Here is a 12,425-nt window from a genome sequence, read left to right on the forward strand (position 1 = left end):
TTCTTCTCTTCTCTTTCTGATTTTTAATGAAAGGGCGAGTATAGATGATAGCAATTTGCAGTAAGACTTAAGTTGTATTGCAAAGGGATGAAATTTTTAATGCAATGGACATTGCTGTGTTTATTGCTGTATGTGTTTTACTTTGATCAGGCAAATCGCGGCTGGTGTTGGCTGGAGGAATGAGTTTAGAAAATATGGCCTGTTTATATCGAAGTATTGGGCGGCTTAAAGCTTCGGTGGCTTTATTTGCCATGCCATAGTGCTGCAAGCTATCTAGAAAACCGGCAAAATAGCGGGTTGAACTGGAGGAGTGGGCTTGTTTGCATATTTTATGGTGGGTGTTTTGTAGGGTCTGTTGACGTTTCATTCACAATTGCGCTGAGCCGGAAAATGGCTAGGCACAAGGCATGCGACGAAGGCAATAACGCGTTATTTCCAAGGAGCATAACGCAGTGAATGGCCATTTTCCGGCCCAGTCCTTCGGGTTTAGCCCATTTTTGGGGCTGCACGGCGTTAAAAATCGCTGATGGTACTCGTACCATGTCGCAATTTTCTCCTTGTTCAGCCCCAAAACTGGGCCAAACGCAGCCGTGAATGAAACGTCAACAGACCCTAGTACTGCATAAAATATGTAAATCAGTGCCATTTGCGCACCTTGAATTTCGGAAGCACAGAATGTTAAGAATCAATGAAGTAAAACTACCACTGGATCATTCGGAAGAAGAATTAAAACAGGCGCTATTGAAGCGCTTGGCTATTTCTGCCAGTGATCTCATTCGCTTTAGTATTTTTAAGCGCAGCTATGATGCGCGTAAACGTGCAGCTATTTTGCTGATCTATTCCTTAGATGCTGAAGTTAAGCAAGAAGCCACGGTGCTAAAGCGCTTAAGTAGCGATCGCCATATTATGCTCACCCCAAATATTGAATATCAATATGTGGCTAGCGCTCCTGATGGTCTTACAGATCGCCCTGTAGTGATTGGCACTGGTCCTTGTGGTTTGTTTGCTGGCCTATTGCTGGCGCAAATGGGCTTTAAGCCGATTATCCTTGAGCGTGGTAAGGCGGTACGTGAGCGCACCAAAGATACGTGGGGCTTGTGGCGAAAGGGCGAGTTAAATCCTGAATCAAATGTGCAATATGGTGAGGGTGGCGCGGGTACGTTTTCGGATGGCAAGCTTTACAGCCAGATTAAAGACCCTAAGCATCTTGGGCATAAAGTATTGCAAGAGTTTGTAAAAGCGGGCGCACCGGACGAGATTATGTACGTCAGCAAGCCCCATATCGGAACGTTTCGCTTAGTCAGCATGGTTGAAAGCATGCGCGCCAATATTATTGAGTTGGGCGGCGAAGTGCGTTTCTCCAGCAAAGTAGAGCAGCTGATTCTGAATAACGGTCAAGTTGAAGGCGTTGAGCTGGCCAATGGCGAAAAAATCCCATCCAAGCATGTGGTGCTGGCGATTGGCCATAGCGCGCGCGATACGTTCTACAAATTATTTGAGCAGGGCGTGTATATGGAAGCTAAGCCGTTTTCGCTGGGTTTCCGAGTAGAGCATCCGCAAACCATGATTGATAGCGCACGCTTTGGCCCAAGCGCAGGCCATCCGATATTGGGTGCGGCGGATTATAAATTGGTGCATCACGCCAGCAATGGCCGCTCGGTGTATAGCTTCTGTATGTGCCCAGGTGGCACAGTGGTGGCTGCCGCATCTGAGCCGGGCCGTGTGGTTACCAATGGTATGAGCCAGTATTCACGCAATGAGCGTAATGCCAACGCCGCGATTGTGGTGGGGATTACGCCAGAGATTGATTTCCCCGGCCATCCTCTGGCAGGGATTGAGCTGCAACGTAAATGGGAAAGCAAAGCCTTTGAAGTGGGAGGCAGCACTTACCAAGCGCCAGCTCAAAAGCTGGGTGATTTCCTTGCAGGCAAGCCTTCTACCGAGTTTGGTGTGGTCGTGCCCTCTTATACACCGGGTGTACATCTCACTGATTTAAGTGATTGTCTGCCTGAATACGCCATTACCGCCATTCGTGAAGCGATGCCTGCTTTTGATAAACAGATCAAAGGCTTTGGTATGGCCGATGCGCTGTTTACTGGTGTTGAAACGCGTACCTCGTCGCCAGTGCGGATTAAACGCGATAACGACAGCTTGCAAAGTATCAATACTAAGGGCTTATTCCCTGCAGGTGAAGGTGCTGGCTATGCGGGGGGAATTTTATCGGCAGGCGTGGATGGGATTAAAATTGCTGAAGCGGTGGCTTTAAGTATTTTGCATGAATTAAAAGTCGCTGATTAAGTATTTTATTGTTCTTTAGTAGGTATGGGGTGGGGCGTGGTTTAATCCCCATCTTTGCTGTGTTCTTCCTCACCCATACTGGGTAATATGCCCAAATTCTTTTGATTTAAATTATGCCTAAGGCGTTTATAATCAAGGATATATTCATTAAATATTGAATTGGCATTGGCTGTATTTGTTATACGGATAGGTCAAATATTTGCCTTTCAAAAAAACAAAAGGAATCATCGTGCGTATTACTCTGCCACTTATTTTAGTCTTATTACTTTCAGCGTGTGCCACCAATGATTTGGGGGAAAAGCGAGATTTTAATAAAACCGAGTTAGGCGCTTTAATTGGCGTGGTTGGTGGTGCTGCTGCAGGGGCGGCAATCAATCATAATAATCGTGGCAAAGGTGCGTTGATTGGCGCTATTGGCGGTGGCTTGGCAGGGGGAGGAATTGGTTATTATATGGATAAGCAAACCAAGGATTTCCAACAGCAATTAGCGGCTGAAATTCAGCGTGGCGATATCACCGTGCAAAAAATGGCCGATCAATCATTATTGGTAAGCATGACTTCTAATACTGGTTTTGATACCAATTCATCGGTATTAAAAGCGGGCTATACCCCAACGTTAGATAAAATTGCCAAAATTGTGAATCAATATGGCAAAACATCTATTTCTATCGTTGGCCATACCGATAACACCGGTAGCGTAGCGGTAAATCAAAGCGTATCAGAGCGCCGTGCTCAATCGGTATCGGATTACTTTGTTAGTCGTCATGTTAATTCAGTACGTCTTGATGCATCAGGTCGTGGTAAAGCAGAGCCTCGAGCCAGCAATGAAACTGAAGCGGGTCGTAGCTTAAATCGCCGCGTAGAATTACGCATTGTACCGGTTTCTGCTTAATTACATTGGGGCGCAATTTATCGCGCCCTTACTATTTACCATGATAATTTCATGAATGGCGTAAGAAATAGCGCTGCTACATGCAGTTATTTATCTAATTCACATCGTTTAAGCGGCTATTTAGCAACTTTAATTGTGAAATAGCGGATAGATCCGTACACTTCTGCCCTTTATTGTCATGGGCGCTTTTATGCTTTATTTGCTTCGAATGCTGTTGATGTCGGTACACTTTATTGTTGCTGGCATGATTGGCATTCTGGTTGGCCTTTGCCGCCCATTTAATCCTGATAATAGCCGCCTCTGTGGCCGTCTTTACTCGCTGCCTGCCATGCGTATTCTTGGCTTTAAGGTTAAGCCTGAGATCAAAGGCCTACTAGAGCATCAACGTTCCTGTGTCATTGTGGCTAATCATCAATCTAATTATGATTTATTTGTTTTTGGTGGTGCTGTGCCTGCACGCACCGTCACCATTGGTAAAAAAAGCCTGAAATGGATTCCATTTTTTGGTCAATTATTTTGGCTCTCGGGCAATGTGCTTATCGATAGAGGCAATGCGCAGCGGGCTAAAAAAGCCATGCTGGCCACAACGGATACTTTACAACATAAAGACACGTCAATTTGGGTGTTTGTTGAGGGAACACGGAATAAAGGCCGTGGTTTATTGCCTTTTAAAAAAGGCGCATTTCAGATGGCAATTAATGCGGGAGTGCCTATTTTACCAGTCTGTGTGAGCACTTATAGCAAGCATATGCAGCTCAATAATTGGCATGCTACGGATGTACTGATGCGCTCGCTAGAGCCTATCTCAACCGCTGGTTTAACGCAGGAAGATTTACCTGCTTTAATCGAGCAATGCCGTAATCAAATGCTGGCGTGCATTGAAGAGTTAGATCAGCAATTAATGGTGCGAGCTTAAATACTGCGCAATCGCCCGCAGTACCCAATCAGCATCGTCTAATGGTAAATCGTGGCCTGCCTGAGTGTGAACTAAGCAGGGTACTTGCCATTTATTGGCAAGTGTTTGTGAGCAAGCGGGGCTCACTAATTGATCTGCTCCACCAGATAATAGCAAAATCGGCACTTGGGGTTGGCTGGCCTTATAGCGTATTGCGGCTAGCAATTGGCGTAGGATATTTAGGTGGCTAATCGGGTATTGGCGTTGCATTACCACCCAAGCTGCTAAAGCGGCCTGAGGCCGAGTTTGGCTGGTTAATTGCAAAATAATACGCTCTTTATTTTCAGGCCTACTGATGAATAATCGCAGTAAAGCTAGATAGCTTTGCGGCCTGAGTCGCTGATAAAAAGGATTAATTGGCCTTAAGCTGGTATTAATAAGAATGCAGGCACTGATTTCTGCTGGATATGCCTTAGCCCATGCTACCGCTGCCATAGCGCCTAATGAAATGGCTAATACATGATAGGGCCCAGGGTGTGTCGCTAGGCTTTGCCGGATATGCGCTACCATTTCTTCAATATGGCTTAAGCTATTTTGCTGATGCAATACGCCATTACCAGGCCAATCAAGGGTCATTATTTTATCATTTGGCCAAGCGGTTTGTGCTTTTACAATAAAATCACCCCAATGCCGAGATTCGCGCATTAGCCCGCGTAATAGTACCCATGTTTTCATACGATACCGTACCAAAGCGCTTCGGCTTCTTGTTTACAGTTTAGATAGTGATTGGTTTTGGGTAACCATTTGCTGTGATCGTGAACTGCACGCAATAAAAATTCAAACAATAGTAAATGGCTACGTAATACTCTTTGCTGGCGATGTGGCACAATGGGGTTAAATAAACCTAATAATGACATTAACTGGCGTGGGTTTTTTTTAACCCATAGCCAAGAGCCTAATTCTAAAGTGAGGGGTAAAAAAAGCTGACCACTGCTACTATTTTCTGTATATAAATAATCCCAAATATCGCCGTGGGTACAATACTGTAAAGCCTGTGGTTCTATCACATAGGGGTGCTGCGGGTAGCTTTGGTCAAATAGGGCTTTAAGCGCATAGACTTCGGCTAAATTAGGGAAAGGTGTGCGGGTATGAGCATAGGGAAACCACAGTCTATCTCTTAGGCCAAAGCCAGAATGGCAATCTAGGGCAATGCTAAATGGGCTATTGAGTAATTGGGATTTAACTACACTGCAAAGTGCTTGGTTTTCTAATTCCATGCTTGAGTTTAATTCACCTCGATACCAAGGCAGATGTGGGCTAATTCTATGCCCCCCTACTAAAAAAGATGTTTTTTCTGCTGATTCAATGGGCGCATTGCGCATTAAATCTACCCCATAGCCATTGCTCCGTGTGCCTCGGGCAATACCAATTGGGTTGATGAGCGGCATAAACACCAGCCGTATGTTTTTTAATTTATGCTGCAGGCTACTATCCCAGCTCTGCCTGACTAATAAGGAGCGAAGAAAAGCCAGCACAATTTGGCTGCCAATACGCTCTAAACCATGTACTCCGCCAAAAAATCCCAGTACCGGTGCATCTGCGCGTTGACTGCCCATGCTGATGCTATAGAGGGGAAAGCGGCTGGCTGCGTATTTGACCTCTCCATGCTGCTGCAAACGGATAGCGTCACCCGCTTGTAGGATGATGTCTTCCAGTTCAATCAGTTCTGGTAATTGCAGCATGATTTACTCAGGTAAGTGAGATCAAGGTGCTTTTATCGTAAGCAGCGGCGGATGCTGGATGGCTTATTTATATTCTGTTGCCTTGCAACTTACCTAATATACATTTGGTTTAGCTTTACTTCTAGCTTGCGTTGTACGGATTCAAAAGATGCGCTTAATACCCAGTAAATAGCGGCGGCCATTAAATAAAGCGGGAAGGGTTGAAAGGTGGTAGCAATCACTTCCTTACTGGCCAGCATAAGCTCGCTCACTGAAATCACTGATACCAGCGAGGTGTCTTTAATTAGGCTAATCAGGCTATTTGATAGGCTAGGCACTGCTAGGCGTAAAGCCTGTGGGGCAACGACGTAACGCAGGGTTTGACTATTTGTTAGGCCCAAGCTTTTACCTGCATCCCATTGTCCTTGGGTTATGCCATTGATAGAGCCACGCAGCGTTTCAGATAAATATCCACCCACATTTAAGCTGAGGGCTAAAACACCCGCGGTGAGCGGCTCAAATTGGATGCCGATGCTGGGCAGACCAAAATAAATCACAAATAATTGCACTAATAGGGGGGTGCCACGAATGCAGCTAACATAAACAGCGCAAATTTGTGATAGTACGGGGATTTTACTTAACCGGATTAAAACCACCAAGATAGCGATCAGCAAGCCGCCAAACATGGAAGCAACCGCTAAAAAGAGCGTATAGCCTGCGCCGTGCAGCAAAATCGGGAAGGCGTCTTTAAGTAGCTGTATTAAACTGGGCAAATCCATTCCGTTACTCCAAAAATAAAAACCCCCTTTATAACAGGGGGCGTAAATCTTACCTTTACTCGTTGATATTAGGATCTGTTGACGTTTCATTCACTGCGTTATGCTCCTCGACAATAACCCGTTATTGCCTTCGTCACATGCTTTGTGCCTGGCCGTTTTCCGGCTCAGCGCAATGGCGAATGAAACGTCAACAGACCCTATATATAACCATTTTTAGTCCACGAAATACACCAAAAATACGAACAGTTGGGAAATTGCATTTTTTCATGTATTTCGTAGGCCATTTATTGTGCAGTAGGGGCTTTGCTCACATCGCGATCAAACCATTTTTTAGATATTTTGGCGAAACTACCCTCTGCTTGTAGATCAGCTAAGGCTTTGTTTAAGGATGCCTTAAATTTAGGATTGCCTTTTACAAAAGGAATCCCTGATTTCTCGATATCGCCCAGCGGAGCACCAGCTTTCAGTGGCAATTTAGTTTTCTTAACAATATAAGGGATAAGCAAGCTATCGTTCAGCGCTGCATCAATACGGCTAAGCGCTAAATCTTGCAGATATTCTTGGGAGCCTGGATAAGTCTTAACGTCGATTCCTCCTACAGCCTTGGCGATATCGGCATAGTTAGTGCCTTGGCCCAAGCCCAGTTTTTTACCTTTTAAATCTTCTAAACTTTTGAATACGCGTGTGTCATTGTTGCGCACAATCAGTTGCGGGCTAGATAGTGTATAAGGCTCAGAAAAATCAAAAGTTTCTTTACGTTTATCAGTAATACCTACTTGGTTAATTACAATATCGTACTTACCCGCCTGTAGGCCTGCCAGCATGGCGCTCCACTCGCTGGTACTAAACTCCGCTTTTACCCCAATTTTTTGCGCTAAAGCTTTAGCTAGCTCAACTTCAAATCCTGTTAACACATTGTTTTCTTTGAAGTTAAAAGGGGGGTAAGTGCCTTCAACCGCAATTTTTAGTGTGCCACGTTGTTTAATCGTATCGAGTAAATCAGTGGCACTAGCGTGAATTGTAAAACCCAATAGAGCTGCAGCAAGTAAGAATTTGCGCATTTACATATTCCTTTTTAATCTAAGTGGATGTTTTCAAATGCAATATTCGCATAGTTGCGCGGTGCTGAACAGAAATTTTATTAGGCAATGACATGGTAATTATGCCTAAAGATGAGTAGCGAGGGGGGCTTGGGGCGTTGTTGCTAGGGTCGGTTGACGTTTCCCAGCTCACCGCAATTGCGAAGGAAACATCAACAGACTCTAGCAGCCTGTTGGACTTAGCATCAGTCAGTTGCAAAATCACCTGATCGGCCCATATTTCAACAGATTTTTGACCAATAACTCGTTATTGGCGTTGCAAATCCGGCAAAATCTGGTCTCGACCATGCGATTTTTCGCTTCGACCGTCTAAGTCCGACAGGCTGCTAGTGCTTTATTTTCTATATTTATTTTCTATGGCTAAGTTGCTTCCATCTTTATCCATGCTTTGCAAAATTTTATTGTAAATATCTATCTTTTTTTTATCTACGTTTAGATTACAAGCCAGATACAATTCTGTTTGGTTAAATAAAAGAATGGGCGATATCTTATCTGATAAGTTTTTCCTTTTTAAAATAGCTAAGCCAAGGAGTTCACCCGTAGCCCAAAAATCAAAACGATTCTTTAATAGTTTTTGTGGGTTGTCTTCATCTGCTTTTGCAAGATCAACTTTAAAGCCATTCTTAAGTAAATATTCAGCGATTGCATCGCCGTGATATGCGCCAATTGAATAAGGCTTTAATTCATCTAGATTTTTAGGCGCGCGATTATCACCTTGTTTGGCAAAGATATACCAATTATTTTTGACTAAAGGGCCTACCCATTGAAATAGCGCTACGCGCTCTGGAGTGCGAGTGGTCGAAAAAACGCAAGTATCGCGCTCTTTTTGAGCTAATTGATAAGCCCTGACCCAAGGATAGGCGGTGATGGTATAGCTTTCTTTGGCACGTGCCATCACTTCAATTACTTTCTCTGTAGAGATGCCGCTAACCTGCTGGCTTTTTGCATCCACGATATTAAACGGCGGGTAGTCCTCCGTGGTTAAGGTCAGTGCTTGTGCTGGGCTGCTCAGTATGATTAGAGTCAAAAGCGTTGATTTCATTTTCTACTCCAAATAAAGCCAGTACTAATTAGTCGCACTTTCTCTCTGTTCAAGCGCTATTCGTGGAAGATTTTTCATAGGGAGCTATATCTATTTGCTTAGCTGGCTTTGTGATTGAGTTGCTGAGGCTAGCAGCTTGCCGGGCTTAGCATCAGTCAGCTGCAAAATCACCTGATCGGCCTATATTTCACCAGATTTTTGACCAATAACTCGTTATTGGCGCTGCAAATCCGGCAAAATCTGGTCTCGACCATGCGATTTTTCGCTTCGACCGTCTAAGTCCGACAGGCTGCTAGGGGGCTCTTACCCTTGTTTTAGACCGTAAATTAGTAAAGTACAACGCAGCAGGCAAGCTAAGCAGATCGTTTTATGGGGCTTATCTGTTCGTTGAAAGTAGGGTTTTATTGCGCTTGCTTGGCTGAACCCTACAGCGTTCCTTCGCTGGTTACTTGCTTTCCCTCGCAGTAGGGGGCTGTGGCCCTTTCTGGCAAGTGGTCATCCTCTGTGTCTGAAAAGTATAAAAAATACTATTAAAGTAATTTTTTATAGCCAAATAATATAAAAAGCGGATAAGCTGGCCTTTTTAGATCAAACTGTTCTAAAAAAATTTTTAAAATAATCGTTAGATTGATAGGGGCCTGTATGTTTAAACATCCTTTTTTTCTCATCTCTTGTTGACGCTGCAATGTGGAGCCTGCCGTGTTTACAAGGTGATTGAGGTGTTTAAATGAGCTTGCCCATTTTAGATTTATCCCTGTTTGAAAGTGAAAATCGTGATGAATTCTTGCGTGATCTGCGCTATGCCGCGCGGGATTACGGTTTTTTTATTTGCGTGGTCATGGCATCGGTGAGCGTTATCAGCAGGACATGCTGACCTTAGCAAGTCAGTTTTTTGTTTGTCAGCCGGTATTAAAACTACAGAAGAGTTTAATAAATGACCTCAGCATCTATTTTATCTTTGATCGGTAATACGCCATTGGTAGAAATTACCCAGCTTGATACGGGCCTCTGTCGCTTATTTGTAAAGCTGGAAAACCAAAATCTCGGAGGGTCAATTAAAGATCGCGTTGCACTTTCAATGATTGAAGCCGCCGAGCAAAGCGGGCAGTTAAAGCCTGGCGGTACCATTGTTGAAGCCACTGCTGGCAATACCGGCCTTGGGCTGGCACTGGTGGCGGGCCGTAAGGGCTATCGCACCGTGCTGATTGTTCCGGACAAAATGAGCCGTGAAAAAGTGCTGAATCTGCAAGCTTTAGGTGCGGAAGTGATTCTGACTCGCTCCGATGTGAGCAAGGGGCATCCTGACTATTACCAAGATAAAGCGCGTCGCGTGGCGCAATCGATTCCGAGCGCTTTTTATATTGATCAATTTAGTAATCCGGCAAACCCTGCCGCGCATGAAAAAACCACGGGGCCGGAAATCTGGCGTCAGTTGGAGGAAAAAGTGGATGCGGTGGTGGTGGGTGTAGGCTCAAGCGGCACACTCACTGGCTTATCACGCTTTTTTGCCCGCGTTTCTCCGCAAACCGAGTTTGTACTGGCCGACCCAGTGGGATCGATTCTGGCGGATTATGTAGAAACCGGCGCTTTTGGCAGCGCAGGCAGCTGGCTGGTTGAGGGCATAGGAGAAGACTTTGTACCGCCGCAGTTTGACGGTAGTTCAATTAAACGTAGCTACCGCATCAGCGATAAAGAAAGCTTTGAAACTGGCCGCGCGCTACTGCTGGCTGAAGGCCTGTTTGCCGGTGCATCGTCCGGCACGCTGCTGGCCGCTGCACTACGTTATTGCCGCGAGCAGACCACGCCCAAACGCGTGGTGACCTTTATTGGCGACAGCGGTAATAAATATTTAAGCAAAATGTATAACGATCACTGGATGATCGATCAAGGCATGATAGAAAACGCTAAAACGGGTAATCTGGCTGATCTCATTGGCCGCCCGCACGCCAGTGGAGCCACGCTGATTGCTGATCCAGACGAGCCACTTTCTCAAGCTTGGCAGCGCATGCGCAGCAACGATGTATCGCAATTGCCGGTGCTGGAAAACGGTGAAATTGTCGGTATTATCGACGAGTGGGATTTACTCTTGTCTGTGCACGGCGAGCCGCAGCAATTTGCTATGCCGGTGCGGGCCGCCATGACTAGCCAAGTCACCACCTTAGTGCCAGATGCATCAGTCAGAGATTTACTGCAAGTTTTCAATGACGAAAAAATAGCCGTTATCGCTGATAAAACATGCTTTTACGGCCTCATTACCCAGAGTGATTTACTGGCCTTCTGGCGTAAAAAATTTGTGAGTGGGGCGGGGGCTTAGGTGCATTCGCGTTAAGCAAATAAATGGTGATATGAGCCCGTGCGTTAAATATCTTTCGTATTCTTACTCATCGCTGAGGTTCCTTGTGACTTTTTTGCATACAGGGCATCAAACCTTCAGCTTCACCACAAATATAATTTGGAGTGTCATTATGAGTTCATTTGAAACCCTAGCCGTAACCAGCGGCCTGCACCGCGATCCACTGGGTGCAATTAATACCCCAATTTATGCCTCTTCTACTTTCCGCCAGCCATCCCCCGGCCAGCCGGATCAGTATGAGTATTCGCGCTCATCTAATCCGACGCGTGATGCTTTTGAGGTGGCGATTGCCGCGCTAGAAGGCGGTACACGTGGCTATGCTTTTGCCTCTGGAATGGCTGCCATTGCGACCGTGCTGGAGCTACTCCCGGTGAATAGCCATTTGGTGGCGGTGGATGATTTATACGGTGGTAGTGGTCGCTTATTTGAGAAAGTAAAGCTGCGCACCGCAGGCTTAACGGTGACTTATGTGCCAACCGGCGATTTAGACGCGCTACGTGCGGCCATTCAGCCAGAAACCAAAATGATCTGGATCGAAACACCTTCTAATCCATTGAATCGCCTCAGTGATTTAAGCGGGATTGTGGCGATTGCCCGTGAAGTAGGTGTGCTTACTGTGGCTGATAATACCTTTGCCTCGCCCGCTTTGCAGCGCCCGTTAGAGCATGGCGTGGATATCGTACTGCACTCGGCAACTAAATATTTAAATGGCCATTCCGATGTGATCGCCGGAGCGGTGGTGGTGGGGGATAACGCTGAGCTGGCTGAGCAATTAGGCTTTTTGCAAAATGCCATTGGTGCGGTGCTCGATCCATTTCAAAGCTTTTTAGCGCTGCGTGGGATTCGCACTTTGGCAATTCGTATGCAGCGCCATAATCAAAATGCCTTGGCTGTTGCTAATTGGCTGGAGCAGCATCCACGGGTAGAGCGCGTTTTATACCCTTATTTAGAAAGCCACCCACAATATGCCTTGGCAAAAAAACAAATGTCAGGCGGTGGCGGTGTGGTGTCGTTTTACCTAAAGGGCGATGACGCAGCGGTGCATCAAGTGCTTACTCACACCAAGCTGTTTACCTTGGCCGAAAGCCTTGGCGGGGTGGAAAGCCTGATCAGCCAGCCTGTGCGGATGACCCACGCCTCCGTGCCACCAGAGCGCCGCCTTAAATTAGGCATCAGCGATAATCTGATTCGTCTTTCAGTTGGGATTGAAGGGATTGAAGATTTAATCGCTGATTTGGAGCAGGCGCTGGCGGTGTAAACGAGATGTATTGAGTTGTATATGCTGATCTGTAGCTATTAAGTGCCCCCTTAAACCGTTATCCTTTGCTTACTATTTTGTAAAAGG

General features: G+C 45.7%; 12 protein-coding genes. 6 read left to right on the forward strand and 6 right to left on the reverse strand.

Going from position 1 to position 12,425, the window contains the following annotated elements; all coding sequences use genetic code 11:
- Positions 1-67: 67 nt before the first annotated feature.
- Positions 68-367, reverse strand: a complete 300-nt coding sequence (locus C1H71_RS13660) for a hypothetical protein (protein ID WP_130107041.1) — start codon at positions 365-367, stop codon at positions 68-70.
- 308 nt (positions 368-675) lie between these two features.
- On the opposite strand from C1H71_RS13660, the gene C1H71_RS13665 reads away from it, so the two are divergent.
- The 3 genes from C1H71_RS13665 to C1H71_RS13675 all read left to right on the forward strand — a co-directional run bounded on the left by C1H71_RS13665 (position 676) and on the right by C1H71_RS13675 (position 4,106).
- Positions 676-2,298 (forward strand): NAD(P)/FAD-dependent oxidoreductase, encoded by a 1,623-nt coding sequence (locus tag C1H71_RS13665; RefSeq protein ID WP_130107042.1) that lies wholly within the window; start codon positions 676-678, stop codon positions 2,296-2,298.
- A gap of 229 nt (positions 2,299-2,527) precedes the next feature.
- The gene (locus C1H71_RS13670) at positions 2,528-3,190 is read left to right on the forward strand and encodes an OmpA family protein (RefSeq protein ID WP_262488294.1); all 663 of its coding nucleotides are present in this window, start codon (positions 2,528-2,530) and stop codon (positions 3,188-3,190) included.
- Positions 3,191-3,380: 190 nt separating this feature from the next.
- A complete protein-coding gene (locus C1H71_RS13675) occupies positions 3,381-4,106 on the forward strand; it encodes a lysophospholipid acyltransferase family protein (RefSeq protein ID WP_130107043.1) in 726 nt (241 codons plus the stop codon).
- Here C1H71_RS13675 and C1H71_RS13680 read toward each other — a convergent pair.
- From C1H71_RS13680 to C1H71_RS13700, 5 genes are all read right to left on the reverse strand, one after another.
- A complete protein-coding gene (locus tag C1H71_RS13680) occupies positions 4,089-4,820 on the reverse strand; it encodes an alpha/beta fold hydrolase (protein WP_130107044.1) in 732 nt (243 codons plus the stop codon). The two genes, C1H71_RS13675 and C1H71_RS13680, sit on opposite strands and share 18 nt — an antisense overlap.
- Entirely contained in the window at positions 4,817-5,827 is a 1,011-nt protein-coding gene (locus C1H71_RS13685) for a M14 family zinc carboxypeptidase (RefSeq protein ID WP_130107045.1), read from the reverse strand. The genes C1H71_RS13680 and C1H71_RS13685 overlap by 4 nt, the downstream gene beginning before the upstream one ends.
- Positions 5,828-5,916: 89 nt before the next feature.
- Positions 5,917-6,585, reverse strand: a complete 669-nt coding sequence (locus tag C1H71_RS13690; RefSeq protein WP_130107046.1) for an amino acid ABC transporter permease — start codon at positions 6,583-6,585, stop codon at positions 5,917-5,919.
- A gap of 284 nt (positions 6,586-6,869) precedes the next feature.
- Positions 6,870-7,646 (reverse strand): transporter substrate-binding domain-containing protein, encoded by a 777-nt coding sequence (locus tag C1H71_RS13695; protein WP_130107047.1) that lies wholly within the window; start codon positions 7,644-7,646, stop codon positions 6,870-6,872.
- 373 nt (positions 7,647-8,019) lie between these two features.
- The gene (locus C1H71_RS13700; protein ID WP_130107048.1) at positions 8,020-8,727 is read right to left on the reverse strand and encodes a substrate-binding periplasmic protein; all 708 of its coding nucleotides are present in this window, start codon (positions 8,725-8,727) and stop codon (positions 8,020-8,022) included.
- A 727-nt stretch (positions 8,728-9,454) separates the two neighbouring features.
- Here C1H71_RS13700 and C1H71_RS13705 point away from each other — a divergent pair.
- The 3 genes from C1H71_RS13705 (at position 9,455) to C1H71_RS13715 (ending at position 12,338) form a co-directional block, all read left to right on the forward strand.
- A complete protein-coding gene (locus C1H71_RS13705) occupies positions 9,455-9,601 on the forward strand; it encodes a 2-oxoglutarate and iron-dependent oxygenase domain-containing protein (protein ID WP_188053286.1) in 147 nt (48 codons plus the stop codon).
- Positions 9,602-9,661: 60 nt separating this feature from the next.
- Positions 9,662-11,041 (forward strand): pyridoxal-phosphate dependent enzyme, encoded by a 1,380-nt coding sequence (locus C1H71_RS13710; RefSeq protein WP_130107049.1) that lies wholly within the window; start codon positions 9,662-9,664, stop codon positions 11,039-11,041.
- A gap of 151 nt (positions 11,042-11,192) precedes the next feature.
- Complete coding sequence (locus tag C1H71_RS13715) at positions 11,193-12,338, forward strand: trans-sulfuration enzyme family protein (RefSeq protein ID WP_130107050.1); 1,146 nt, start codon at positions 11,193-11,195, stop codon at positions 12,336-12,338.
- The last annotated feature ends 87 nt before the right edge of the window (positions 12,339-12,425 follow it).

This window comes from Iodobacter fluviatilis (assembly GCF_004194535.1).
GTDB lineage: Bacteria > Pseudomonadota > Gammaproteobacteria > Burkholderiales > Chitinibacteraceae > Iodobacter > Iodobacter fluviatilis_A.

What these genes read in the sequence shown, in the direction of transcription:
- C1H71_RS13660 (WP_130107041.1), bottom strand. Translation starts at nt 367, where the DNA reads ATGAAACGTCAACAGACCCTACAAAACACCCACCATAAAATATGCAAA.
- C1H71_RS13665 (WP_130107042.1), top strand. Translation starts at nt 676, where the DNA reads ATGTTAAGAATCAATGAAGTAAAACTACCACTGGATCATTCGGAAGAA.
- C1H71_RS13675 (WP_130107043.1), top strand. Translation starts at nt 3,381, where the DNA reads ATGCTTTATTTGCTTCGAATGCTGTTGATGTCGGTACACTTTATTGTT.
- C1H71_RS13680 (WP_130107044.1), bottom strand. Translation starts at nt 4,820, where the DNA reads ATGAAAACATGGGTACTATTACGCGGGCTAATGCGCGAATCTCGGCAT.
- C1H71_RS13685 (WP_130107045.1), bottom strand. Translation starts at nt 5,827, where the DNA reads ATGCTGCAATTACCAGAACTGATTGAACTGGAAGACATCATCCTACAA.
- C1H71_RS13690 (WP_130107046.1), bottom strand. Translation starts at nt 6,585, where the DNA reads ATGGATTTGCCCAGTTTAATACAGCTACTTAAAGACGCCTTCCCGATT.
- C1H71_RS13695 (WP_130107047.1), bottom strand. Translation starts at nt 7,646, where the DNA reads ATGCGCAAATTCTTACTTGCTGCAGCTCTATTGGGTTTTACAATTCAC.
- C1H71_RS13700 (WP_130107048.1), bottom strand. Translation starts at nt 8,727, where the DNA reads ATGAAATCAACGCTTTTGACTCTAATCATACTGAGCAGCCCAGCACAA.
- C1H71_RS13705 (WP_188053286.1), top strand. Translation starts at nt 9,455, where the DNA reads ATGAGCTTGCCCATTTTAGATTTATCCCTGTTTGAAAGTGAAAATCGT.
- C1H71_RS13710 (WP_130107049.1), top strand. Translation starts at nt 9,662, where the DNA reads ATGACCTCAGCATCTATTTTATCTTTGATCGGTAATACGCCATTGGTA.
- C1H71_RS13715 (WP_130107050.1), top strand. Translation starts at nt 11,193, where the DNA reads ATGAGTTCATTTGAAACCCTAGCCGTAACCAGCGGCCTGCACCGCGAT.